General features: G+C 60.4%; 22 protein-coding genes and 1 other RNA gene. 4 read left to right on the top strand and 19 right to left on the bottom strand.

Going from position 1 to position 24036, the window contains the following annotated elements:
- Nucleotides 1–303: 303 nt before the first annotated feature.
- From lpxC to rsmI, 18 genes are all read right to left on the bottom strand, one after another.
- Nucleotides 304–1215, bottom strand: coding sequence for a UDP-3-O-acyl-N-acetylglucosamine deacetylase (gene lpxC / locus NRB16_RS12405; protein WP_253113079.1), 912 nt, complete (start codon nucleotides 1213–1215; stop codon nucleotides 304–306).
- A 116-nt stretch (nucleotides 1216–1331) separates the two neighbouring features.
- On the bottom strand, nucleotides 1332–2528 hold the full coding sequence (gene ftsZ, locus NRB16_RS12400) for a cell division protein FtsZ (RefSeq protein WP_045488012.1): 1197 nt from the start codon (nucleotides 2526–2528) through the stop codon (nucleotides 1332–1334).
- A 69-nt stretch (nucleotides 2529–2597) separates the two neighbouring features.
- Nucleotides 2598–3857, bottom strand: coding sequence for a cell division protein FtsA (gene ftsA, locus NRB16_RS12395; RefSeq protein ID WP_045488010.1), 1260 nt, complete (start codon nucleotides 3855–3857; stop codon nucleotides 2598–2600).
- A 14-nt stretch (nucleotides 3858–3871) separates the two neighbouring features.
- Nucleotides 3872–4738: a cell division protein FtsQ/DivIB gene (locus tag NRB16_RS12390; protein WP_257106233.1), complete on the bottom strand. Its 867-nt coding sequence runs from the start codon at nucleotides 4736–4738 to the stop codon at nucleotides 3872–3874.
- Nucleotides 4739–4742: 4 nt separating this feature from the next.
- Nucleotides 4743–5702 (bottom strand): D-alanine--D-alanine ligase, encoded by a 960-nt coding sequence (locus NRB16_RS12385; RefSeq protein WP_045488005.1) that lies wholly within the window; start codon nucleotides 5700–5702, stop codon nucleotides 4743–4745.
- Nucleotides 5699–7138, bottom strand: coding sequence for a UDP-N-acetylmuramate--L-alanine ligase (gene murC / locus NRB16_RS12380; protein ID WP_173426716.1), 1440 nt, complete (start codon nucleotides 7136–7138; stop codon nucleotides 5699–5701). Before murC ends, NRB16_RS12385 begins: the two co-directional genes overlap by 4 nt.
- Nucleotides 7139–7151: 13 nt before the next feature.
- The gene (murG, locus tag NRB16_RS12375; protein WP_045488000.1) at nucleotides 7152–8222 is read right to left on the bottom strand and encodes an undecaprenyldiphospho-muramoylpentapeptide beta-N-acetylglucosaminyltransferase; all 1071 of its coding nucleotides are present in this window, start codon (nucleotides 8220–8222) and stop codon (nucleotides 7152–7154) included.
- On the bottom strand, nucleotides 8212–9426 hold the full coding sequence (gene ftsW, locus NRB16_RS12370; RefSeq protein WP_045487997.1) for a putative lipid II flippase FtsW: 1215 nt from the start codon (nucleotides 9424–9426) through the stop codon (nucleotides 8212–8214). The genes murG and ftsW overlap by 11 nt, the downstream gene beginning before the upstream one ends.
- Nucleotides 9423–10769: a UDP-N-acetylmuramoyl-L-alanine--D-glutamate ligase gene (murD, locus tag NRB16_RS12365; RefSeq protein ID WP_045487994.1), complete on the bottom strand. Its 1347-nt coding sequence runs from the start codon at nucleotides 10767–10769 to the stop codon at nucleotides 9423–9425. Before murD ends, ftsW begins: the two co-directional genes overlap by 4 nt.
- A gap of 6 nt (nucleotides 10770–10775) precedes the next feature.
- Nucleotides 10776–11858: a phospho-N-acetylmuramoyl-pentapeptide-transferase gene (gene mraY / locus NRB16_RS12360; RefSeq protein WP_045487992.1), complete on the bottom strand. Its 1083-nt coding sequence runs from the start codon at nucleotides 11856–11858 to the stop codon at nucleotides 10776–10778.
- Complete coding sequence (gene murF, locus NRB16_RS12355) at nucleotides 11858–13228, bottom strand: UDP-N-acetylmuramoyl-tripeptide--D-alanyl-D-alanine ligase (RefSeq protein WP_257106232.1); 1371 nt, start codon at nucleotides 13226–13228, stop codon at nucleotides 11858–11860. The genes mraY and murF overlap by 1 nt, the downstream gene beginning before the upstream one ends.
- Nucleotides 13221–14684, bottom strand: a complete 1464-nt coding sequence (locus tag NRB16_RS12350) for a UDP-N-acetylmuramoyl-L-alanyl-D-glutamate--2,6-diaminopimelate ligase (RefSeq protein WP_253139301.1) — start codon at nucleotides 14682–14684, stop codon at nucleotides 13221–13223. The genes murF and NRB16_RS12350 overlap by 8 nt, the downstream gene beginning before the upstream one ends.
- On the bottom strand, nucleotides 14684–16411 hold the full coding sequence (locus tag NRB16_RS12345; RefSeq protein ID WP_045487985.1) for a penicillin-binding protein 2: 1728 nt from the start codon (nucleotides 16409–16411) through the stop codon (nucleotides 14684–14686). The genes NRB16_RS12350 and NRB16_RS12345 overlap by 1 nt, the downstream gene beginning before the upstream one ends.
- Nucleotides 16408–16701, bottom strand: a complete 294-nt coding sequence (gene ftsL, locus NRB16_RS12340) for a cell division protein FtsL (protein ID WP_045487983.1) — start codon at nucleotides 16699–16701, stop codon at nucleotides 16408–16410. The genes NRB16_RS12345 and ftsL overlap by 4 nt, the downstream gene beginning before the upstream one ends.
- Nucleotides 16698–17639, bottom strand: a complete 942-nt coding sequence (gene rsmH / locus NRB16_RS12335) for a 16S rRNA (cytosine(1402)-N(4))-methyltransferase RsmH (RefSeq protein WP_257106245.1) — start codon at nucleotides 17637–17639, stop codon at nucleotides 16698–16700. Before rsmH ends, ftsL begins: the two co-directional genes overlap by 4 nt.
- A gap of 2 nt (nucleotides 17640–17641) precedes the next feature.
- Nucleotides 17642–18097, bottom strand: coding sequence for a division/cell wall cluster transcriptional repressor MraZ (gene mraZ, locus NRB16_RS12330; protein ID WP_045487977.1), 456 nt, complete (start codon nucleotides 18095–18097; stop codon nucleotides 17642–17644).
- A gap of 317 nt (nucleotides 18098–18414) precedes the next feature.
- Nucleotides 18415–18772, bottom strand: an RNA gene (gene rnpB / locus NRB16_RS12325) — RNase P RNA component class A.
- Between the two features lie 81 nt (nucleotides 18773–18853).
- Nucleotides 18854–19723, bottom strand: a complete 870-nt coding sequence (rsmI, locus tag NRB16_RS12320; protein WP_257106231.1) for a 16S rRNA (cytidine(1402)-2'-O)-methyltransferase — start codon at nucleotides 19721–19723, stop codon at nucleotides 18854–18856.
- Nucleotides 19724–20007: 284 nt separating this feature from the next.
- Between rsmI and NRB16_RS12315 the strand changes: the two genes are divergently transcribed.
- The 4 genes from NRB16_RS12315 to NRB16_RS12300 all read left to right on the top strand — a co-directional run bounded on the left by NRB16_RS12315 (nucleotide 20008) and on the right by NRB16_RS12300 (nucleotide 23509).
- On the top strand, nucleotides 20008–21822 hold the full coding sequence (locus NRB16_RS12315; protein ID WP_045487971.1) for a penicillin-binding protein activator: 1815 nt from the start codon (nucleotides 20008–20010) through the stop codon (nucleotides 21820–21822).
- Nucleotides 21819–22187 (top strand): YraN family protein, encoded by a 369-nt coding sequence (locus NRB16_RS12310; RefSeq protein ID WP_253139304.1) that lies wholly within the window; start codon nucleotides 21819–21821, stop codon nucleotides 22185–22187. Before NRB16_RS12315 ends, NRB16_RS12310 begins: the two co-directional genes overlap by 4 nt.
- 153 nt (nucleotides 22188–22340) lie before the next feature.
- Entirely contained in the window at nucleotides 22341–22934 is a 594-nt protein-coding gene (locus tag NRB16_RS12305) for a phosphoheptose isomerase (RefSeq protein ID WP_253139307.1), read from the top strand.
- The gene (locus NRB16_RS12300) at nucleotides 22931–23509 is read left to right on the top strand and encodes a BON domain-containing protein (RefSeq protein WP_045487963.1); all 579 of its coding nucleotides are present in this window, start codon (nucleotides 22931–22933) and stop codon (nucleotides 23507–23509) included. The genes NRB16_RS12305 and NRB16_RS12300 overlap by 4 nt, the downstream gene beginning before the upstream one ends.
- 99 nt (nucleotides 23510–23608) lie before the next feature.
- Here the strand turns inward: NRB16_RS12300 and NRB16_RS12295 are convergent, their stop codons facing one another.
- Nucleotides 23609–24028: a ClpXP protease specificity-enhancing factor gene (locus tag NRB16_RS12295; protein WP_045487960.1), complete on the bottom strand. Its 420-nt coding sequence runs from the start codon at nucleotides 24026–24028 to the stop codon at nucleotides 23609–23611.
- Nucleotides 24029–24036: the final 8 nt, after the last annotated feature.

Here is a 24036-nt window from a genome sequence, read left to right as displayed (position 1 = left end):
TACAGTGATGGCTTATTAAAATTAAACAATATTAAAAGCCACGCTACCTGGCTTATTGATAGCCAACTAATTAAAGCGAGCATCAGCGAGTCGAAGCGGGTTAGAAACGTTACCGTCGGGCGGTGTACCGTCGGCCAGCGATCGCGCTTGCTGGCAAGGCAGCCTTTTTCTTTGCGCAGGCTGGCTCGTCCAGGCTCTAGAGATGGTCCAGCCTCACCCTGCGCCTGAAAAAAAGATAAAAAAAGGGCCGCCCGAAGGCAGCCCTTAAAGAAAGGAAAGAGAGTAGAGCTTTTAACCCGTTACCTATGCGGCCGCTACAGGACGCATGTAGGAAATCGGAGCCGTGCTGGCATCTTCAAAGACCACGACTTCCCAAGCGTCTTTCTGGGCGATAAGGGCGCGCAGCAGACGGTTGTTCAGGGCGTGGCCTGACTTGTAGCCACGGAACTCACCCACCAGGCTGTTGCCCAGCAGGTACAGGTCGCCGATGGCATCGAGAATCTTGTGTTTGACGAACTCGTCTTCGTAACGCAGACCGTCTTCGTTCAGAACGCCTTCCTTGTCGACGACAATGGCGTTTTCAACGCTGCCACCCAGACCCAGGTTGTGCTTGCGCAGGTATTCCAGGTCGCTCATGAAACCGAAAGTACGAGCCCGGCTGACTTCCTTGACGAAAGAGGTGCTGGAGAAATCGACACTGGCGGTCTGGGTACGGTCACGGAACACCGGATGATCGAAATCGATCTCGAAGCTCACCTTGAAGCCTTCAAAAGGCACGAACGTGGCACGCTTGCCGTCTTCCTCGACAGTGACCTCACGCAGAATACGGATGAACTGCTTCGGCGCATCCTGCTCTTCCAGACCAGCGGACTGGATCAGGAACACGAAAGGACCGGCGCTACCGTCCATGATCGGCACTTCAGCCGCAGACAGCTCGACATAGGCGTTGTCGATACCCAGACCGGCCATGGCCGACAGCAGGTGCTCGACAGTGCCGACCTTGACGTCGCCCTGAACCAGGGTGGTCGACAGCGTGGTTTCACCGACGCTCTCTGCCCAGGCCTTGATCTCCACTACGGGGTCAAGGTCGGTACGGATAAAGACGATACCGGTGTTCACAGGTGCAGGCTTGAGGGTCAGGTATACCTTTTCCCCGGAATGCAGACCGACACCTGTGGCACGGATAATATTTTTCAGGGTACGTTGTTTAATCATGGTATTGGCCGCTTCAGCGCTAGTTGCGAACGGATATCAACAAAGGCTGGCGATAATAGCAGACCACGCCTTTGCTGAACACCAATCGCCCTTATAGCTCTGATAAATTCCATCAATCAATCGGCCTGACGACGCAGGAAGGCCGGGATGTCCAGATAATCGAGATCATCGTTAGGATTGAGTTTAGTCGCAGCACTGGCACCGGCGTGAGCCTGATTGCGCATGACGGTCGGACGCTCCAGATCGCGATAATTCACTGCCGCAGGCTCGCGTACAGCAGCCGCCGGTTGCTGGATCGAGGCCTGAGGAGCCGCGCTCTGCAGGGTGTTGTCGATGACCTTGACCGGCTTCTCGATACGCGCACCCAGGCCTGTGGCCACTACGGTAACGTGCAGTTCGTCGCGCATATCCGGATCGATCACGGTGCCGACCTTGACCATCGCGTGCTCAGAGGCGAACGCTTCGATGATGCTACCCACATCGGAGTATTCACCCAGCGACAGGTCCGGACCTGCAGTGATGTTGACCAGGATGCCGCGGGCGCCCTGCAGGTTGACGTCTTCGAGCAGCGGGTTGCGAATTGCCGCCTCAGTGGCCTCGCGGGCGCGGTTCGGGCCGGTAGCAGCACCAGTACCCATCATCGCCATGCCCATCTCGCTCATCACGGTACGTACGTCCGCGAAGTCGACGTTGATCATGCCCGGACGCTTGATGATGTCGGAAATACCGCGAACGGCACCTGCCAGTACATCGTCAGCCTTGGCGAATGCCGACAGCAGGCTGGCGTCTTTACCCAGGATGGTCAGCAGCTTCTCGTTGGGGATGGTGATCAACGAGTCAACGCTTTCAGCCAGCATGCGAATGCCTTCGTCGGCGATCTGCATGCGCTTGCGGCCTTCGAACGGGAACGGACGGGTCACCACCGCAACGGTGAGAATGCCCATTTCCTTCGCCACTTCAGCGATGATCGGCGCTGCACCGGTACCGGTACCGCCGCCCATGCCGGTGGTGATGAACACCATGTTGGTGCCTTGCAGGACTTCCGCAATACGCTCGCGGTCTTCCAGTGCGGCCTGGCGGCCCACTTCAGGGTTGGCACCGGCGCCCAGACCTTTGGTCACACCGGTACCGAGTTGCAGAATGGTCCGCGCGCCGATGTTTTTCAGCGCTTGGGCATCAGTGTTGGCGCAGATGAACTCGACACCTTCAATGTTGCTCTTGACCATGTGGTTGACCGCGTTGCCGCCACCACCACCTACACCGATAACTTTGATTACCGGGCTCTGCGGGACATTGTCTACGAGTTCGAACATTTTCCCTCTCCTTCAGCTCTCTATTTTGTTTGCCTATCGCCTGCCGCTTACCACTTTCAAGCGCGGGATTCAGAAGTTGCCCTGAACCCAACGCTTCAAGCGCTCGAGCACGGGAGCCTTTGGTTCATCGCCATAGGTACCGTTACCAACGCCCAGGCCGGACAGCGAAATGCCGTCCGACTGTTTTTGCAGCCCGTACTGCAGCAAACCCACACCCGTGGAGTAGATCGGGTTGCGCACGACGTCGGCCAATCCCTTGACGCTATGTGGTACGCCCAGGCGCACCGGCATATGGAAGATTTCCTCGGCAAGTTCCACCGCACCTTCCATTTTCGAGGTCCCGCCGGTCAACACGATGCCGGCCGGGATCATATCTTCGTAACCACTGCGGCGCAGTTCGGCCTGGATCAGGGTGAACAGCTCGTCGTAACGAGGTTCGACCACTTCCGCCAGGGCCTGACGCGACAGCTCACGGGGTGGACGGTCGCCCACACTCGGTACCTTGATGGTTTCGCCAGCGCCGGCCAGTTTGGCCAGGGCGCAGGCATAGCGAATCTTGATTTCTTCGGCGTACTGGGTTGGCGTACGCAAGGCCATGGCGATGTCATTGGTGACCTGGTCGCCAGCAATCGGAATCACCGCCGTGTGGCGAATCGCACCTTCAGTGAAGATCGCTATGTCGGTGGTCCCGCCACCGATATCCACCAGACACACGCCCAGCTCTTTTTCATCGTCGGTCAGCACCGAGAAAGCAGATGCCAGTTGCTCGAGGATGATGTCGTCAACTTCCAGACCACAGCGGCGTACGCATTTTTCGATGTTCTGCGCCGCGTTCACCGCACAAGTGACAACATGGACCTTGGCCTCCAGGCGCACGCCCGACATGCCCAGCGGCTCACGCACGCCTTCCTGGTTGTCGATCACGTAATCCTGCGGCAGGGTATGCAGCACCCGCTGGTCAGCCGGAATGGCAACCGCCTGGGCAGCATCCAGCACTCGCTCAAGGTCCGCAGAGCTGACCTCCCGGTCGCGAATCGCCACGATGCCGTGGGAGTTCAGGCTGCGGATATGATTACCGGCAACGCCCACGAACGCCGAGTGAATCCGGCAGCCGGCCATGATCTGCGCCTCTTCGATCGCGCGCTGGATCGATTGCACGGTGGACTCGATATTGACCACCACACCCTTCTTCAGACCGCGGGACGGATGGGTACCGATCCCGACGATTTCCAGCGAACCATCGGCCGCGACTTCGCCTACCAGCGCCACCACCTTGGAGGTGCCGATATCCAGCCCGACGATCATTTTGCCGCTTTGCACATTTGCCATGGTTCAGCCTCTAGTCAATTCTTCGCAACGGCGGGTTTGTCCGTCGCCGGCGCGATCTGCTCACGCCATCCGACAGCAAGGCCGTTGGAATAGCGCAAGTCGACACGCGCAATATTCGTAATTTGTTCTTTCAGCGTCTTGTCATAAATCGATATGAAACGACGCATCTTTTCTACCAGGTGATCACGCCCCAACAACAACTCGATACCCGGACCGGCACTGCCGGCACCGGTGGTCAGGAACCAACTGCCACGTTCGCGCAATTCCAGCCGCACAATCGAAAAGCCCAAGGGCCGCAATATCTGACTCAACACCTGATACTGCTGCATCACCTGCTGTTGCGCCCGCTGCGGGCCGAACAACTGCGGAAGGTGTTCATAGTTGGACAACTCACGCGGCGTAAACGCTTGCCCCTGATTGTTCAGCAACGCTTCATCACCCCAGCGCGCTACTGGCAACTGCTCTTCCAGGCGAATCACTACCTGGTCTGGCCACACCCGCCGCACTTCGGCATGGGCGATCCACGGCATCTGTTCAAGCTCGCTGCGCATCCCGGCCAGGTCGATGGTAAAAAATCTCGACGCTACATAGGGTGCGATGCGCTGCTGCACAGCCTGCTGGCTGATATAGCTCAGATCGCCCTGCACGTTGATCCGGCTGATCGGCCGATCCACATAAGGCAGCAGGCGCTGTGCCCCCTCATACGTACCAAAGCCCAGCCCCACCAGCAGCACCGGCCACATCAGGCGCTTGAAAAATCCGGCACCCGGGCGCGGCACACGGGCCGACAGCGGCTCCTTGGCAACCATGCGACTGGCACCACGCGGCGTCGGTTTGCGACCGGGGGCCGGGGGCTGATGACGTGCCGATGCGCCGTGCATGCCCTTAACCTCGTTCCTGAACGCTGTCGGCAAGAATCGCCAACACCAGTTGCTGGAAATCCAAGCCTGCCGCTGCTGCCGCCATCGGCACCAGGCTGTGGTCAGTCATGCCGGGGACGGTATTGACTTCAAGCAGCCAGAACTTGCCCTGGGCGTCTTGCATCACGTCGGTACGGGCCCAGCCACTGACACCCACGGCCGCGCAAGCGCGCACAGTAAGGTCGCGCAGTTCATGCTCTTTAGCTTCACTGAGCCCGGACGGAATCCGGTATTGAGTATCGTCAGCCAGATACTTGGCTTCGTAATCATAGAAACTGTGCGATGTGCCCAGGCCAATTGGCGGCAGAACCTGGCCACGCAGACAAGCAACGGTGAACTCCGGACCTTCGATCCATTGCTCGACCATAACTTGTGAATCATAGGTACTGGCAACTTTCCAGGCAGCGACCAACTCTTCGACACTGCTCACTTTCGCCATACCAATACTGGAACCCTCATGGGCCGGTTTGACGATCAAAGGCAGGCCCAGTTCCGTCGCTGTAAAAATACAGTCATCTTCGCTGGCCAGTACGCGGTGCAAGGGTGTCGGCAAGCCGAGGCTTTGCCAGATCTGCTTGGTGCGCAGCTTGTCCATCGCCAGTGCCGAGGCCAGCACGCCACTGCCGGTATAAGGGATGCCCAGGCACTCCAGAAGGCCCTGCATGCTGCCGTCTTCACCGCCGCGACCATGCAGCACAATGAACGCACGATCGATCTTCTCGCTGCCCAGACGCTGCAGCAGGTCGTCGCCGACATCAATCCCGAAGGCATCCACACCAGCGCTCTGCAAGGCACCGAGCACGGCTCGCCCGGACTTGAGCGAGACCTCGCGCTCGGCGCTCTTGCCGCCGAACAGCACCGCCACCCGGCCGAACTTCTGCGGCGCCAGGCTGGAGTGCAAGTTGGATGCATTCAGGGCTGTCATTTGAGCTTCCCTTCAGTCGGCGCCACCACAGCCCCGGCGAACAGCGGGCTCTTGAGCAGTTGCGGGGCCAGCCCACCGATATCACCAGCGCCCTGGCACAGCAGGATGTCACCGGCGCGCAGCAGCGGCTTGACCAGCGGGGCGAGTTCGGCACCGCGCTCGATGTAGATCGGGTCGAGTTGACCGCGCTGGCGAATGCTGTGGCACAGGTTGCGGCTGTCGGCTCCCGGAATCGGCTCTTCACCGGCCGGGTAGACTTCCATCAACAACAACACATTGGATTCGGCCAGTACCTGGACGAAATCGTCATACAGGTCACGGGTGCGGCTGAAACGGTGCGGTTGATAGACCATCACCAGGCGCCGCTCCGGCCAGCCGCCACGCACAGCATTGATCACCGCCGCGACTTCACGCGGGTGGTGACCATAGTCGTCGACCAGCATCACATGACCGCCTTCAACCGGCAGTTCGCCATAGACCTGGAAGCGCCGACCGACTCCCTGAAAGCCCGACAGGCCCTGGATGATCGCTTCGTCACTGATGCCTTCATCGGAGGCAATGGCGATGGTTGCAAGCGAGTTGAGCACGTTGTGGTTGCCCGGCATGTTCACCGAGACATCCAGCGGTTCACGATCACGGCGCAGCACGGTGAAGAACGTACGCATACCTTCCTGACGGACATTGATCGCACGCACGTCAGCGGTCTCGCTGAAGCCATAGGTGACGGTCGGGCGTTTGACCTGCGGCAGAATCTCGCGCACCACAGGGTCGTCAACACACATCACTGCCAGACCGTAGAACGGAAGGTTGTGCAGGAACTCGACGAAGGTCTTCTTCAGCTTGTTGAAGTCACCCTCATAGGTCGCCATATGATCGGCATCGATATTGGTAACCACAGCGACCAGCGGTTGCAAGTGCAGGAAGCTGGCGTCGCTCTCATCGGCCTCTGCAATCAGATACCGGCTGGTGCCCAATTGAGCGTTGGTGCCGGCGGCGTTGAGACGGCCACCGATGACGAATGTCGGGTCCAGGCCGCCTGCTGCAAACACCGAAGCCAGCAGGCTGGTGGTGGTGGTCTTGCCATGGGTGCCTGCAACAGCAATGCCGTGCCGGTAGCGCATCAGCTCAGCCAGCATCTCGGCACGCGGCACCACAGGAATACGCCGCTCCAGGGCGGTGGCGACCTCCGGGTTGGAGGTGTTCACGGCGCTTGAGACGACCAGCACATCGGCGCCGACCGTGTTTTCTGCCTGGTGGCCAATGAAGATCTGCGCGCCGAACGCCTTCAGGCGCTCGGTCACCGCCGAGCCCTTTAGGTCGGAACCGGACACTTCATAACCGAGGTTCAGCAGCACTTCGGCAATGCCGCACATGCCTACACCGCCGATACCGACGAAGTGGATGCGGCGGATACGGCGCATTTCCGGTTGCGGCATGGCGCGTTGATTCTCAACCACGGGCCACCTCCACACAGGTATCGACAACGGTACGGGTGGCATCAGGCCTGGCCAGACGGCGAGCGGTGCGGGCCATGCTGTTCAATTGTTCGGGTTGCATCAGAACCTCTTTCAGGCGGCTGGCCATATCGGCGGCGCCAGTTGTCGCTTGCGGCATGACGAAGGCAGCGCCTTCGCGGGCCAGATAATCAGCGTTGCGGGACTGGTGGTCGTCGATCGCGTGGGGCAACGGAATCAGCAGCGACGGCAGCCCGGCGGCGGCCAGCTCACTGATGGTCAACGCGCCTGCGCGGCACACCACCAGGTCGGCCCAGGCATAAGCCTGCGCCATGTCCTGGATGAACGGCGCAACCTGCGCCTCTACACCGGCGTTGCGGTAACGTTCGGTGGTGATCTGGTCGTGCTGCCTGCCGGTCTGGTGGAAGACCTCGGGGCGCAGCTCTGGCGCCAGCAGGGCCAGCGCTTCGGGCAGCAGCTTGTTCAACGGTTCAGCACCGAGGCTGCCGCCCAGCACCAGCAGGCGTGCCTTGCGACCAGCCAGCGGCTGGCGCGGGGTTTCAAAGAACAGCTCGACCCGTACCGGGTTGCCGGTAGTGCGACGCTTGTCCGACGCCCCGAAAGTGTCCGGGAATGCTTCGCAGATCCGGCTGGCAAAGGACGCCAGACTGCGGTTGGCAGTACCGGCCACGGCGTTCTGCTCGTGAATGATCAATGGCACACCGGCCATTTTCGCGGCCAGACCACCGGGCCCTGTGACATAACCGCCGAAGCCGACCACGAAGGCAGGCTTGAGCTGACGCATCACCTTGCGCGCCTGCAGCAGCGCCTTGAGCAACATCAACGGCGCCTTGAGCAGCGACAGCTTGCCCTTGCCACGCAGGCCACTGGCATCGATACGATGCAGCGTCAGGCCGGCTTGCGGCACCAGTTCGTTTTCAATGCCGCGTGGGGTACCCAGCCAATGGACCTTGTAGCCACGGTTCTGGAACTCACGGGCGCAGGCCAGCGCCGGGAACACGTGCCCGCCGGTGCCGCCAGCCATGATCAGCACATTAGCGTCCACGGGGAGGCTCCTCGGCAAAATCGCTTTCGTTGAACTCGGTTTCCTCGCTGCCCATGTTGTTGCGCGACTCCCACTCGATGCGCAACAACAGGCCCAGGCTGGCACAGCAGATGACCAGCGAGCTGCCGCCATAACTCAGAAATGGCAAGGTCAGGCCCTTGGTCGGCAACAGACCGACGTTTACCCCGATGTTGATCAGGAACTGGCCGATCCACAGGAACGACAGGCCATAAGCGGTGTAGGCACCGAAAAACTGTTTGGCACGCTCAGCCCAGAAGCCGATGTACATGCCGCGGATACTGACGAACAGGAACAGCCCGACGGTCAGCAACGAGCCCACCACACCCAGCTCTTCAGCCAGCACCGAGAACACAAAATCGGTGTGCGCCTCGGGCAGGTAGAACTGCTTCTGCACGCTGTTACCCAAGCCGACACCCAGCCATTCGCCGCGGCCGAAAGCAATCAGGGCCTGGGTCAGTTGGTAGCCGGAGCCGAACTGGTCGGCCCAGGGGTCAGTGAAGTTGGTCAGGCGCGCCATACGATAGGGTTGCGCCTGGACCAGCACAAAGACCGCGACGACGGCCAGCACCACCATCAGCGAATAACGGAACAGGCCGACACCGCCCAGGAACAGCATCGCGGCGGCAGCGCCCATCATTACCACCGTGGCACCGAAGTCCGGCTCCATCAGCAACAGGCCCGCCATCGGCAGCAGCACGATGAATGGCTTGAAGAAGCCCATCCAGCTCTCCCGTACTTCCTGCTGGCGGCGCACCAGGTAACCGGCCAGGAACAGCACCACGAAGACCTTGGCGATTTCAGATGGCTGTACGTTGAATGCACCAAAGCCGATCCAGCGCATCGAGCCGTTGACCTCACGGCCGATCCCCGGCACCAGTACCAGCAGCAACAGGCCGAATGCGCCGATCAGCAACATCCAGCCCATGCGCTGCCAGGTAGCAACCGGGATCAGCATGGTTGCGCCACAGGCGCCAAGGCCGATAATCAGGTAGATGAGGTGACGCGTCATCATGTACAGCGTGTTGCCGGACTGCGCCGCAGCGACCTCCGACGACGACGAGGTAATCATCACCAGCCCAAGCCCCAGCAACGCCAGGCAACCGGCGAGCATCGGGAAATCGACGTCGATGCCGCGCCCGCTTATCAAGGGCGACGGGTAAGGCTTGAAGATGCCGAAAATCATGCCAGCACCTCCACGGCCTTGGCGAACAAGCGTCCGCGTTCTTCATAGTTTTTGAACATGTCCAGACTCGCACAGGCTGGCGAGAGCAGCACAACATCACCCGCCTGCGCCAGTTCGGCGCTGCGCTGTACGGCTTCTTCCAGGCTCGCAACCCGAACCTGCACGACCTCATCACCCAGTGCCTGGGCGATAAGCCCGGCATCGCGGCCAAGTAGCACGACAGCGCGGCAATGCTGTGCAACCGGCGCCCGCAGAGCACTGAAATCGGCGCCCTTGCCGTCGCCGCCGGCGATCAGTACCAGCTTGCCGTCGAGGTCGGCTCCCAGACCTTCGATGGCGGCCAGCGCAGCACCGACGTTGGTCGCCTTGGAATCGTTGTAATACTGCACACCGGCGCGCTCACGCACCCACTGGCAGCGATGCTCAAGGCCGGTGAAATTGCGCAGGCTGCTCAGCATGGCGTCCATGGGCAAACCTGCGGCGTGCCCCAGGGCCAGGGCGGCCAGCGCGTTGGCATGATTATGCGCCCCACGCACTTTCAGCTCGCTGACCGGCAGCAACAGTTCGAACTGGAACGCCAGGTACTTTTCGCCGTTTTCTTCACGAATACCGAAGGCATGGAAGTCTGGTGTGTTCAGGCCAAAGGTCCAGCGCGGCAACCCTTCACCGATCAACGGCCGCGACAGGGCATCCTGACGGTTGACCACTACTTGCCGGGCCCCCCGAAAGATCCGGTGTTTGGCCAGGTGATAGGCCGGCAGACCGCTGTAGCGGTCCATATGATCTTCACTGATGTTCAGTACCGTGGCGACTTCGGCATCCAGTTGGTCAGTGGTTTCCAACTGGAAGCTCGACAGCTCCATCACGTACAGCTCAACGCTGTCGTCGAGCAGGTCCAGTGCCGGAGTACCGAGATTGCCGCCCACCGCAACACGCTTGCCAGCCGCGGCGGCCATCTCGCCAACCAGGGTGGTCACGGTGCTCTTGGCGTTGGAGCCGGTAATTGCCACGATCGGCGCCTTGGCATTGCGGGCAAACAGCTCGATATCGCCCGACAGTTTCACACCGCGTGCCTGGGCCGCCTGCAAGGCAGGTGTCGCCAGGGCCAGACCCGGGCTCACGTACAACTCGCTGGCACGGCAGAGGAACTCGACGTCCAGCTCGCCACACCGCACATCCACATGCGGATACTCACGACGCAGGGTCGCCAGCTCCGGTGGATTGTCCCGCGTATCAGCCACGGCAAAGGCAATGCCCCGGTTCGCCAGGTAGCGAACCAGGGACATGCCGCTCTTGCCGAGGCCGACAACGATGCGGAACTGGTCGGTAACGATCAAAGACACTCGCGTTTACCTCAGTTTCAGTGTGGCAAGGCCAATCAGCACGAGAATCACGGTGATGATCCAGAAACGGACGATCACGCGTGGCTCGGGCCAGCCCTTGAGTTCAAAGTGGTGGTGAATCGGTGCCATGCGGAACACGCGGCGACCGGTCAGCTTGAAGGATGCAACCTGAATGACCACTGACAGGGTTTCCATCACGAACACCCCGCCCATGATGAACAGCACGATTTCCTGACGGACAATGACCGCGATGGTGCCCAGCGCCGCGCCGAGTGCCAGTGCACCGACGTCGCCCATGAACACCTGAGCCGGATAGGTGTTGAACCACAGAAAGCCCAGGCCGGCACCGATCAGCGCACTGCAGAACACGATCAGTTCGCCCGCGCCAGGCACATACGGGATCAGCAGGTATTCGGCGAATTTCACGTTACCCGACAGGTAGCAGAAAATACCCAACGCTCCACCGACCATCACTGTCGGCATGATCGCCAGGCCGTCCAGGCCGTCAGTCAGGTTGACCGCGTTACTGGAGCCGACAATCACGAAGTAGGTCAGGATCACGAAACCGATGCCCATTTCCCAATGCATGTCCTTGAGCATCGGAATGATCAGCGTGGTTTCGACCGGCGATTGCGCGGTCATGTACAGAAAGATCGCCGCACACAGGCCAAACACCGATTGCCAGAAGTACTTCCAGCGGCTCGGCAGGCCACGCGAGTTCTTCTCGATCACTTTGCGGTAGTCGTCGACCCAGCCGATGGCACCGAACAGCAGGGTAACCAGCAGCACCACCCAGACGTAGCGGTTGGCCAGGTCAGCCCATAGCAGGGTGCTGACGGCAATCGACGAAAGGATCAGCGCGCCGCCCATCGTCGGGGTGCCGGATTTGGACAAATGCGATTGTGGACCATCGTTGCGCACAGCCTGACCAATCTGGCGAATCTGCAGGGTGCGGATCATCCACGGGCCGAGCCACAGAGAAAGGCTCAGGGCCGTGAGCACACCGAGAATCCCGCGCAGGGTCAGGTACTGGAAGACTGCAAAGCCTTTATGGAACTGTTGTAAAAATTCGGCCAACAGCAACAGCATTAATGTTTCTCCAGGCTGGAACCGCACAAGGCCGCCACGACATTTTCCATGGCGGCGCTGCGCGATCCCTTGATCAATAAAGTGGTGTTTGAATCTTGTTCGCCATGCAGTGCCGCGATCAGCTCGGCCTGGGTTGCAAAATGACGGGCGCCAGCACCGAAGGCATTGACCGCATGCAGCATCAACGGACCGACGGCATACAGTGCATCGACTTTGCCGACGGCATGGGCACCGACTTCACGGTGGCCCTGTTCAGCCCAGTCGCCCAGCTCGCCGATGTCACCCAGCACCAGCACCCTGCGGCCGGCGAAGCCTGCGAGCAGGTCAGTGGCAGCCTTGATCGAAGACGGGTTGGCGTTGTAAGTGTCATCGATGACCCGCTGACCATTGGCGGCCATGTGCACCACGGTGCGGCCCTTGACCGGCTGCATGGCATTGAGGCCCGCGACGATGCCGTCGAGGCTGACACCCAGCGCATGTGCGCCAGCCGCAGCGGCGAGAGCGTTGGCCACGTTGTGGATCCCCAGCAGATTAAGCTGTACCGCTGCCGATCCCTGCGGGCCATTGAGGGTAAAGCCCGGGCAGCCACGCACGTCACGGCTCAGTTCGCTGGCATGAAAATCTGCCTGAGGATTTTCCAGAGCGAAGCTCAACACCTTGCGCTCACCGGCCCGAATCAGCCAGACCGGGTAGGCGGCGTCATCAAGGTTAAGGACTGCAACGCCTTGGGCATCGAGGCCTTCAATGATCTCGCCCTTGGCCTCGACAATTTTTTGCGGCCCGCCAAACTCACCCACATGGGCAGTCCCGGCGTTGGTCAGGATGGACACGTGCGGCTTGGTCAGGCTCACGGTGTAGGCGATCTCGCCTACTCGCGATGCGCCCAGCTCAATGACCGCTGCACGATGTTCCGGGGCCAGCTCGAGCAGCGTCAGCGGTACACCCAGATCGTTATTCAGGTTGCCACGGGTCGCCAGCACCGGACCACGGGTACGCAGGATACTGGCGAGCATTTCCTTGACCGTGGTCTTGCCGCTGGAGCCAGTGACGGCGGCAACAGGGCGGTCGACAAACGCATTGCGGTTCATCGCGCCCAACTGAGCCAGTGCCTTGCGGGTATCGAGGACCACCAGTTGCGGCAGATTCACGCCCGCCACTTCACGCTCGACCAAGGCCCCCACCGCGCCCTTGGCGGCGACCTGCTGCAGATAGTCATGGCCATCGAAACGCGGACCGGTCAGGGCCACGAACAATTGGCCCGGGGCGATATTGCGGCTGTCGGTACTGACGCCATCGAACAGGCAGTCATCACCGGTACGCTGTGCATCCAGCGGGATCAACAGGTCACTGAAACGCAATGACTCAAGCATGCTCTGCCTCCCATACGGCCAACGCGGCAGCAGCCTGATCAAGATCCGAGAACCGGTGGCGCTGACCATCGATCTCCTGGTAGTCCTCATGGCCTTTACCGGCCAGCAGAACCACGTCCTCGGCATGAGCGGTGGCGATGAATTCGGCAATCGCCTGGCCGCGACCGGCCACAAAGCGCACCGGGGCCGCCGCACTGAAACCCGGACGAATGTCAGCGAAGATCTGCTCGCTGGCTTCGCTGCGCGGATTGTCATCGGTCACCAGCACTACGTCGGCCAGCCGCTCGGCGACCTCGGCCATCAGCGGACGCTTGCCGCGATCACGGTCACCGCCACAGCCGAACAGGCACAGCAGACGCCCCTTGGCATGCGGCCGCAGAGCCTCAAGAACCTTTTCCAACGCATCGGGGGTGTGGGCGTAATCGACCACTACCAGCGGCTGGTTACCACCCCCCAGGCGCTGCATGCGCCCGACCGGACCGACCAGCTGTGGCAGCACCTTGAGCACTTCATCCAGTGCGTAGTCGAGCCCCAGCAAAGCACCGATTGCCGCCAGCAGATTGCTCAGGTTGAAACGCCCCAGCAGGCTGCTACGCAAGAGGTGCTCGCCTTGCGGCGTGACCAGCGTCGCGCGCACGCCATCGTCATCGAATCGCGCATCGCGGCAGTACAACCAGGCACTCTTGTCGAGCAGGCTGTAGGTAATGAGTTTTGACAGGTGCGGCGCGTCGGCCAGTTCGCGGCCAAAGTCGTCATCCAGGTTGATCACCCGGCAGCTCAGATCTGGCCAGGCGAACAGCTGGGCCTTGGCGGCGCCATAAGCCTGCATGGTGCCGTGATAATCAAGATGGTCGCGCGACAGGTTGGTAAACACTGCCACGTCAAACTCCACCGCCTTGACCCGGCCCTGCTCCAGGCCATGGGAAGAAACCTCCATGGCAACAGCGCGCGCTTCGGCGTGCTTGAGATCAGCCAGAGTCGCCTGTACGGCAATCGGATCAGGGGTGGTGTGCAAGCCGCTCTGCAGCGCCTCGTAGAAACCAGTGCCCAGCGTACCGACGATGCCGCAACGCTGACCCAGCAGGTCGAGTGCCTGAGCCACCAATTGGGTGACGCTGGTCTTGCCGTTGGTGCCGGTGACACCAATCAGATTCAGGCGCCGGCTTGGATCGCCATAAAAACGTCCGGCAATCGCTGACAACTGACCCGCCAGGCCCTTGACCGGGATCAGTGGCACATCAGTGATCGGCAGCACACTGGCGCCTTCGACTTCATAAGCCACCGCCGCAGCGCCACGTTGCAGGGCATCGGCGATGTGGGCACGACCGTCGACCTTAAGCCCCGGCACCGCCAGAAACAGGTCTCCCGGACGCACCTTGCGGCTGTCCAGGCTCAGTTCGCGAATCAACGGGTCACGCTCGGTGCCCGGAAATATCTTGCTCAGATTGAAAGACATCAGCCACGCCCTCCTTTGGCAACCGGTGCTTTGACGGCCTGCTCGGGTTCCAGGTTATCCGGCGGAATGTTCATCAATCGCAGGGTTCCGGACATCACTTTGCTGAACACCGGAGCCGAGACCAGACCACCGTAGTAGCCGCCTTTGCTCGGTTCATCGATCACCACCACGATGGCGTAACGCGGGTTGCTCATCGGACCGAAACCGGCGAACAACGAGCGGTAGGAATTCTCGGCATAGCCTTTGGTGCCGATCGAGGTCTTGCGCGCCGTACCACTCTTGCCGCCGACGTGATAGGACGGCACACGGGCGCGATAGACGCCGCGGGTGTCCTCGATCACCTCCTGCAGCATGGTGTGCAGGGTCTTGGCAGTGGCTTCGGGAATCGCCTGCACCGAGGTCGGCTCAGCGTTGGTCTTGAGAATGCTCAGCGGCACGATCCGGCCATTGTTGGCCAGCGCACCGTAGGCGTGGGCCAGTTGCAAGGCTGTGACCGACACGCCGTAGCCATAAGACAGGGTCGCCGTTTCAGCCTTGCGCCACTCGCGGTAGTTGGGCAGGTTGCCAACCCGCTCACCCGGGAAACCCAGGCCGGTGTACTGGCCGAAACCCATGCGCTGCATGGTACGGAAAATCGCCTCGCCGCCGACGTCGAAGGCCACTTTGCTCATCCCCACGTTACTGGAGTTGATCAGGATGCCGGTCAGGTCGAGCACCGGCCCCTCGGTCTTGCTCACGTCACGAATGGTATAGCGACCGATCTGCAGCGTGCCGGGGTAGACCTCGACCTTGTCGGTAGGCTTCCAGCGCCCGCTTTCCAGCGCCGCGCCCATGGAGATCGGTTTCATGGTCGAACCGGGTTCGAACACGTCGATGATTGCCCGGTTACGCATGGCGGCCGGCACCATAGTGCGGCGGTTGTTGGGGTTGTAGGTCGGGCTGTTGACCATCGCCAGGATTTCCCCGGTCTTGACGTCCATGATTACCAGACTGCCAGCCTTGGCTTCGTTCTCGATGATCGCGTTGCGCAATTCGCGAGTCGCCAGGTACTGCAAACGCAGGTCGATAGACAACGCCAAGGTCTTGCCGGCCTTGGCGTTCTTGGTAACCTGGACATCCTTGATCAGACGCCCTCGTCGGTCCTTGATGACCTGACGCTTGCCAGGCACACCGGCCAGCCACTCGTCATAGGCCAGCTCGACGCCTTCGCGGCCGTGATCATCCAGGTCGGTGAAGCCGACCATATGTGCCGTTACGTCACCGGCCGGATAAAAGCGCCGGAACTCCTCGATGCCGTAGACCCCTGGCACCTTGAGATCAAGCACAGCCTGGCCGTGCTCCGGCGTCAGGCCCCGCACCAGATAGATGAATTCCTTGCCTGCCTGCGACTCCAGACGCTCAGTCAGAGCCTTGGCATCCTGCCCCAGGGCTTGTGCCAACAGCGGCCACTTGCTGCGGTCCTGAAGCATTTCCTTGGGGTTGGCCCACAAGGTGGTGACCGGCGTACTGACTGCCAGGGGCTCGCCGTTACGGTCGGTGATCAGACCACGGTGCGCAGGAATGGGAATGTGACGAAGGCTGCGCGCATCGCCCTGCTCTTGCAGGAAAGTATTTTCGACCACCTGCAGGTCGACGATGCGCCAGGAGATCGCTGCCACCAGCAGACACAACAAACCCACGACCAAGCGGAAACGCCACGGATACAAAGCGCCTTCAAGCTTCATCATGGCGCCACCATCCGCACTTCACCCGCATTGGGGATGCGCATTTTGAGCTGCTCGGTGGCCAGGTTTTCAATCCGGCTGTGCGCTGTCCAGGTGCTCTGTTCGAGGATCAGTCGTCCCCACTCGGCCTGCGCCTTGTCGCGAATACTGGTTTCTGTATACAGCGAGTTGAGCAGCTGACGGTTCCAGTGCGCGCTATAGGAAACACCAATGGCTGACACCAGCACAGCGATGAACAGCAGCAGCATGAAAAAGCTGCCGGTAGGCAATGGCTTGAAGAACAGGCGACTCACCGCAACTTCTCCGCGACACGCATGACAGCGCTGCGCGAACGCGGGTTGGCACGGGTTTCTGCTTCAGAAGCGAATTGCGCCTTGCCGACCAGCCTGATGCGCGGCTCGAAAACCTTGGCCTGCACCGGCAGATTGCGTGGCAGGTTGTCGGCCTCGCCCTTGACCAGCTTGCGCATGAACAGCTTGACGATCCGGTCTTCCAGAGAATGGAAGCTGATGACCACCAGACGACCACCCACTTCAAGGGCATCGATGGCCGCTTCAAGACCGGTTTCAAGGTCGCCCAGTTCGTTGTTGACGTGAATGCGCAACCCCTGGAAAGCGCGGGTTGCCGGATGCTTGCCCTTTTCCCAGGCCGGGTTGGCGACCTTGAGCACCTCAGCCAGGTCGGCGGTACGCTCGAAAGGAAGCACCTGGCGCCGCTCGACAACAGCGTTGGCCATCCGCCGGGCAAAACGCTCTTCACCGTATTGTTTGAACACCCGCGCCAGTTCTTCGGCAGGTGCGCTGGCGACGAATTCGGCAGCACTGATGCCCTGCCCCGGATTCATGCGCATGTCCAACGGACCATCATGCATGAAGCTGAAACCGCGCTCCGGGTCGTCAAGCTGCGGCGACGAGACGCCCAGGTCCATCAGAATGCCACTGACCTTGCCTTGCAAACCGCGCTCGGCCACCTCGGCCCCCAGCTCGGCAAAGCTGCGCTGCACAATGACAAAGCGGCCGTCTTCGGCCGCCAGCGTTTGCCCCGTGGCAATCGCCTGCGGGTCCTTGTCGAACCCTAACAACTGCCCCTCAGCCCCCAAGTGGCTGAGCACCAGACGACTGTGACCGCCACGACCGAACGTGCCATCCAGATAGCAGCCATCGGCGCGCACAGCCAAAGCCTCGACAGCTTCTTCGAGCAGTACGGTGATGTGGGTAAAACCGCTATTCATAGTCACAGGATCAGGTCACGTAAATCGTCGGGCATCGCGCCGGGTTGTTGAATAGCCGCCAGGTCCGCATCAGCAAGAGCGTTCCAGGCGTCCTCGTCCCACAATTGAAACTTGTTTAGCTGGCCAACTAACATCACGCGCTTATCCAACTTGGCGTAGTCGCGCAGTCGTGGCGGCACCAGAAAACGTCCACTGCCGTCGAGTTCAAGATCGACCGCATTACCAATCAATAGCCGCTGCAAACGGCGGTTTTCTTCACGAAAGGTGGCGAGCTCTCGCAGCTTCGCCTCAATCAGTTCCCACTCGGACAGCGGATAAATGCACAAGCAGGGATCTATGGCATCAATGGTTACTATCAACTGGCCACCACTGCGCGAATCCAACTCGTCGCGATACCGGCTCGGCATAGCGAGACGACCTTTGGCGTCGAGATTGATCGCGTTGGCACCACGGAACACAGGCGCAGTCTCCGAATTCTATATTCTTGCGCTGGAAAAACCCACTTCGTGCCACTTTCTGCCACTTGCGCACACTATAGGAACGCGCCCACCACACCGTCAAGGCACGACCTGAAGGAAAACCCTTACATAACGGCAATTTAGGAGTGATACAGGAGGGAAACAGATAATTTCAGAGCAGCCGGACATGAACAAGGCGATGCCTGTCATGGAGATAGGAATCAAACTTAAAGTGATTTATGAAGTTTAAGATTTTTTTGAAATTTCGAACGGGTTCACTACTGCCCAAAGCAGCTGAAAAAAAAAGGAGGTGGGAGGTGGAGAGTCGATCTGTAAGCCGGGTTCTGTCGAGGACAGTCATTCCTCTACGACGGCCATCACTGGACGTCTTTAGCAACCTACCCGGTTCCAGCGCGGGCCACGCCTTGGAACCCTATTTGGTCTTGCTCCGAGTGGGGTTTACCTAGCCACGTACTGTTGCCAGACGTGCGGTGCGCTCTTACCGCACCTTTTCACCCTTACCGGCACCGAAGTGCTTAGGCGGTTATTTTCTGTGGCACTTTCCGTAGGCTCGCGCCTCCCAGGCGTTACCTGGCACTCCGCCCTATGGAGCCCGGACTTTCCTCCCCCCCTTGTTGCGGAACAACAAGAGGCAGCGACTGTCCAATCGACTCTCCGGCGCCAAGGTTAACGGCACAAGCGTTCAAGAACAAGCCTTAAAAGCTTGTAGTTGAACGTGCCTGTAATAAAAACGCCTTATTGTTTCTGTTTATCCAGCGCCAGTTGATAGAGCAGATTCTTACGCACACCGGTAATTTCCGCTGCCACCGCTGCAGCGCGTTTGACCGGTAAATCCTGCAAGAGCAAATCAAGAACCCGACGCGCCTCGGCGCTGATCGCATCATCTTCCTGCGCTACGCTCCAGCCGGCGACCAAAACAACGCACTCACCGCGCTGCTGGTTGCTGTCAGCCTCGACAAACGATCGCAACTGCGCCAGCGGCAGACCCTTGAGGGTCTCGAAGGTCTTGGTCAACTCACGAGCCAGCACGGCTGGCCGCTCTTCGCCAAACACTGCTTCCATGTCCTGCAGACACTCCAGGATCCGGTGCGGCGCCTCATAAAAGATCAAGGTCCGCGGCTCTTCACGCAATTGCTCAAGCCTGGATTTGCGCCCCACCGCCTTCGCTGGCAGAAAGCCTTCGAAGATGAACCGGTCCGAGGGCAAGCCGGCCGCCGATAGCGCCGCAATCAACGCGCAAGCGCCTGGTACCGGGACCACCTTGATTCCTGCCGCACGCGCCTGCCGGACCAAGTGGTAGCCCGGATCGGAAATCAACGGCGTGCCCGCATCGGAAATCAGCGCAACATCGTCGCCCGCCAGTAAGCGCTCGATAAAGCGACTACCTTCATTACGCTCGTTATGCTCATGACAGGCCGCCAGTGGTGTCGCTATGCCAAAGTGTTGCATCAAGCGCAATGAATGCCGGGTATCCTCGGCAGCGATAAGTGCGACGTCGCGCAGGACCTTCAGTGCCCGCACGCTCATGTCGTCCAGATTGCCGATAGGGGTAGCCACGACATAAAGCGAACCGGTGGCGGAATTCGAAGCGGGCGCGACAGTCAAAACGCGAACCTCATACTCATGACTCCAGACATTTATAAAAAGAAGGCATTGTACAGACTACAGAGCGCCTCCTGAACCGTAGGCGAGGCAGCCAGCGCAAGGCAAAACAGGCTCGCAATGGTCGGAGTCGCGTACGACTTTACAACGCTCAATGAGCATTGCGAGCCTGTTCTCAACGCAGTGATGGCAACGCAGGTAGTTTTTAGAGGCACCCTAAAGTCGCACCCCGGCCAGTGGTTGGGTACAATTCCCCGCTAATTTGCTTGAGTACCAGGAACATATACATGATCGCTAGTCTGCGGCTGTTCTCTGCCCTCTGCCTTGCCGCCCTGCTGGCAGCTTGCGCCGGTTCACCATCATCAAACCTTGGTGAACTCCCTCGCACCCCCGACGCCAGCATTGAGCAGTTGCTGGAACAGGCGGCCAATGCCAAGACACCGGACAAAGCGGCCACGCTGCGCTTGAGCGCCGCAGAGCTTGCCAATCGTCAGGGCAACCCGGGCCGTGCCGCACAGTTGCTGGCCCAGGTCCAGATCGACCAGTTGCCGCCGGGGCTGCAGGTTCTGGCCAGCACCCTGTCGGCAGAACTGGCGCTGGGGCGCAACCAGCCAAAGGCAGCCCTTGAAGCCCTGTCGCACCCTAGCCTGCAGCGCCTGGCAGAACTCTCGGTAGAACAGCAGATCCGCACCCACCAGGTCCATGCCCGCGCACTGGAACTCGATGGCCAGATCCTGCCAGCAGCCCGTGAGCGGGTCTTTGCAGGCCCCTTGCTGCAAGGCAATGAGGCGAGCGCCAACAACGATGCTATCTGGAAACTGGTTTCAGCCCTGCCCGCCGAGCAGTTGCAAGGCACCGGCAATGATGACCTGAGCGGCTGGCTGAACCTGGCCCGGGCGATCAAAAGCGCCGGCACTCTGGAACAGCAACAGGCGGCGATCGATAGCTGGAAAGCCCAGAACCCTCAGCACCCTGCTGCACAGCAACTGCCAGCTGCACTGGCACAACTGCGTTCGCTGACCAGCGTACCCCTGACCCGCATCGCCCTGCTGCTGCCGCAGGAAGGTCCGCTGGCCAATGTGGCCAAAGCGCTGCGCGAAGGTTTCCTGGCGGCGCATTACCAGGCTCAGCAAGCCGGTCAGAACCCGCCAGCGATCCAGGTGTTCGACAGCTCGCGCGTCACCTCGATGGATGAGTTCTACCGTCAGGCCCAGGCCGCCGGCGTGCAACTGGTGGTCGGCCCCCTTGAAAAAGAACTGGTCAAGCAACTCAGTGCCCGCCCGCAATTGCCGATTTCCACGCTGGCCCTGAACTACAGCGACAGCGCCACCGCCGGTCCTCAAGAACTGTTCCAGTTCGGCCTGGCCGCAGAAGACGAAGCTCGTGAAGTGGCACGCCGCGCCTGGTCAGAAGGCAAGCGCACCGCCGTGGCCATGGTTCCGAAAGGTGAATGGGGCGATCGCGTCCTGGCGGCATTCAACAACAGTTGGCGCGCCAAGGGCGGCACCCTGCTGGCAGTGGAACGCATCGACCAGCCGGTGGATCTGGCCCGCCAGATCGCCGACATGTTCCAGCTGCGCTCCAGCGAAGGCCGCGCCCAGCGCCTGCAGGCTGCGACCGGCGCCCAGGTGGCTGCACAACCGTCGCGTCGCCAGGACATCGACTTCATGTTCCTGGTCGCCACCCCGCAACAAGCCCAGCAGATCAAACCGACCATGGTTTTCCAGTACGCAGGCGACGTACCGGTCTATGCGACTTCGCAACTGTTCACCAACAGCAATGATCGCGCCCAGTACAACGACCTCAACGGGGTACGCTTCTGTGACACCCCATGGATGCTCAATGCCAATGACCCGCTGCGTCAGCAGGTCGTCACTCAGTGGCCGCAAGCCGCCAGCAGCCTGGGCCGCCTGTATGCGATGGGCGTCGATGCCTATCGCCTGGCACCACGCCTGACCCAGCTCAAGGCGCTGCCCGACAGCCGCCTGGACGGCTTGTCCGGCAGCCTGAGCCTGAATGCCAACCGCCGCATCGAACGTCAACTGCCGTGGGCAGAGTTCGTCAACGGCGAAGTCCAGCGCCTGCCGGACACCGCGCCTTGAAATCAGGCAGTAGCACTGCAGGGCACGAGGCCGAAACCTTCGCCCTGCAGCACCTGCAGCAGCAGGGCCTGCAATTGATTACACGCAACTGGTCCTGCCGACGCGGCGAGCTTGATCTGGTCATGCTTGACGGCTCTACAGTAGTATTCGTCGAAGTACGCTATCGCCGCCAACGTGGCTGGGGTAGCGCGCTGGAGAGTGTCGACGCGCGCAAGCAGAAAAAACTCGTCGCAACCGCGCAGTTGTTCCTGCAGCAAGAACCACACTGGGCCGACCATCCTTGCCGCTTTGATGTAGTGGCCGTTGATGGAGAGCCCGAAAGTGCCACTCCACTGAACTGGCTCAAAAGCGCATTCGACAGCTGAAGCGCATGCCTGCTGTTGCTTTCGAATGCCAGTACCACCCGACACCGTTTTTTGCTCTTGTTATGCGGGCTGCACACTCGTTGTGCCGGCAGCCGGCGGAACCCTCCGCAAAGCGCCGAACAACCGCTTATGCTCTAACCAAGGTCACTCCTGATGGACATGCAATCCCGTATTCGCCGGCTCTTCCAGGCCAGCATCGACACCAAGCAGCAGGCGATGGAAGTGCTTGCCCCGCACATCGAGCTGGCCAGCCAGGTCATGGTCAATGCCCTGCTCAACGAGGGCAAGATGCTGGCGTGCGGCAACGGCGGCTCGGCGGGCGATGCCCAGCACTTTTCTTCGGAGTTGCTTAACCGCTTCGAACGGGAGCGTCCGAGCCTTCCCGCCATCGCCCTGACCACTGACGCCTCGACCATTACCTCGATTGCCAACGATTACAGCTTCAACGAGGTGTTTTCCAAACAGATCCGCGCCCTGGGTCAGCCTGGCGATGTATTGCTGGCCATTTCCACCAGTGGCAACTCGGCGAACATTATTCAGGCTATCCAGGCCGCACATGATCGCGAAATGATTGTCGTAGCATTGACTGGACACGACGGCGGCGATGTTGCTTCGCTGCTGCTGCCCGAGGACGTGGAAATCCGCGTACCGGCGAAAGTCACCGCACGAATTCAAGAAGTCCACCTGCTGGCGATCCACTGCCTCTGCGATCTGATCGACAGCCAATTGTTCGGGAGTGAAGAATGACCCCTAATCGTCTCAGCCTGGTATTTCTGGCCCTGTGCCTGGGCCTTGGCGGCTGCAGCTCGGTGCTGACCGCCACCCGCGACGAGCCGATCAACGATGATCGGGGCACGCGCACCCTTGGCAGCAAGATTGATGACTCGCTGATCGAGACCAAAGCAGCCGTCAACATTTCCAAGGCCCACCCGGACCTGGCCGAAGGCTCGCACATTGTCGTCACCAGCTATAACGGCATCGTGCTGCTGGCTGGCCAGACGCCACGTGCCGAACTCAAGACCATCGCCGAACAGGCCGCCGCTTCGGTGCAACGGGTCAAGAAGGTCAATAACGAGCTGCAGGTGATTGCACCGTCATCGTTTCTGGCGCGCCAGAACGACACCTGGCTGACCACCAAGATCAAGAGCCAGATGCTCACCGACAACTCGATTCCCGGCTCACGCATCAAGGTCGTGACCGAGAACGGCATCGTCTACTTGCTGGGCCTTGTCACCCAACAGGAAGCCAACCGTGCCACCAATCTGGTTCAAGGTGTGGCGGGCGTGCAAAAGATCGTCAAACTCTTCGAATACATCGACTGATATTGGGGTCTGTTGCCGTTTCATCACAACCGCTGAAACGGCAACAGACCCTGGCTGCGCACAGAGATAAAAAAGGCGATCCACCGGATCGCCTTTTTTTTATTTCACCACTTTCAGGCTTGGCCTGCCGCTGGGGCGTGGCGGCTCGCTGTCAGGGGGGGAAGTCTCTTCATCCATTTCGATCTCTTCGACATCACGCTCTTCCAGAGCCGGCTCCATGTCAAAGACCATACCCTGGCCATTCTCCCGGGCATAGATACCCAGAATCGCGCCGACAGGCACATACAGGGTATGTGGAACACCACCAAAGCGGCCTTCAAAGCTGACTGCGTCGTTGTCCATGTGCATCTGCCGCACGGCGCTGGGGGAGACATTCAGGACGATTTGGCCATCATTGGCAAAGCCCTGGGGGACCTGCACCGACGGATACTCGGCATTGACCAGGATATGCGGGGTGCAATCGTTATCTACAATCCACTCGTAAAGAGCACGAATCAGATAAGGGCGACTGGAGTTCATCAACGGCT

Origin of the sequence: Pseudomonas sp. LJDD11 (assembly GCF_024584215.1) — a bacterium.
In the GTDB taxonomy this organism is placed as follows: domain Bacteria; phylum Pseudomonadota; class Gammaproteobacteria; order Pseudomonadales; family Pseudomonadaceae; genus Aquipseudomonas.
The sequence above is the reverse complement of the archived record's forward strand: the minus strand, read 5'-3'. Positions and strand labels throughout refer to the sequence as shown.

Coding starts and splice junctions, on each gene's coding strand:
- lpxC (WP_253113079.1), bottom strand. CDS start 1,215: ATGATTAAACAACGTACCCTGAAAAATATTATCCGTGCCACAGGTGTC.
- ftsZ (WP_045488012.1), bottom strand. CDS start 2,528: ATGTTCGAACTCGTAGACAATGTCCCGCAGAGCCCGGTAATCAAAGTT.
- ftsA (WP_045488010.1), bottom strand. CDS start 3,857: ATGGCAAATGTGCAAAGCGGCAAAATGATCGTCGGGCTGGATATCGGC.
- NRB16_RS12390 (WP_257106233.1), bottom strand. CDS start 4,738: ATGCACGGCGCATCGGCACGTCATCAGCCCCCGGCCCCCGGTCGCAAA.
- NRB16_RS12385 (WP_045488005.1), bottom strand. CDS start 5,702: ATGACAGCCCTGAATGCATCCAACTTGCACTCCAGCCTGGCGCCGCAG.
- murC (WP_173426716.1), bottom strand. CDS start 7,138: ATGCCGCAACCGGAAATGCGCCGTATCCGCCGCATCCACTTCGTCGGT.
- ftsW (WP_045487997.1), bottom strand. CDS start 9,426: ATGATTTTCGGCATCTTCAAGCCTTACCCGTCGCCCTTGATAAGCGGG.
- mraY (WP_045487992.1), bottom strand. CDS start 11,858: ATGCTGTTGCTGTTGGCCGAATTTTTACAACAGTTCCATAAAGGCTTT.
- murF (WP_257106232.1), bottom strand. CDS start 13,228: ATGCTTGAGTCATTGCGTTTCAGTGACCTGTTGATCCCGCTGGATGCA.
- NRB16_RS12350 (WP_253139301.1), bottom strand. CDS start 14,684: ATGTCTTTCAATCTGAGCAAGATATTTCCGGGCACCGAGCGTGACCCG.
- NRB16_RS12345 (WP_045487985.1), bottom strand. CDS start 16,411: ATGATGAAGCTTGAAGGCGCTTTGTATCCGTGGCGTTTCCGCTTGGTC.
- rsmH (WP_257106245.1), bottom strand. CDS start 17,639: ATGAATAGCGGTTTTACCCACATCACCGTACTGCTCGAAGAAGCTGTC.
- NRB16_RS12315 (WP_045487971.1), top strand. CDS start 20,008: ATGATCGCTAGTCTGCGGCTGTTCTCTGCCCTCTGCCTTGCCGCCCTG.
- NRB16_RS12305 (WP_253139307.1), top strand. CDS start 22,341: ATGGACATGCAATCCCGTATTCGCCGGCTCTTCCAGGCCAGCATCGAC.
- NRB16_RS12300 (WP_045487963.1), top strand. CDS start 22,931: ATGACCCCTAATCGTCTCAGCCTGGTATTTCTGGCCCTGTGCCTGGGC.
- NRB16_RS12295 (WP_045487960.1), bottom strand. CDS start 24,028: ATGAACTCCAGTCGCCCTTATCTGATTCGTGCTCTTTACGAGTGGATT.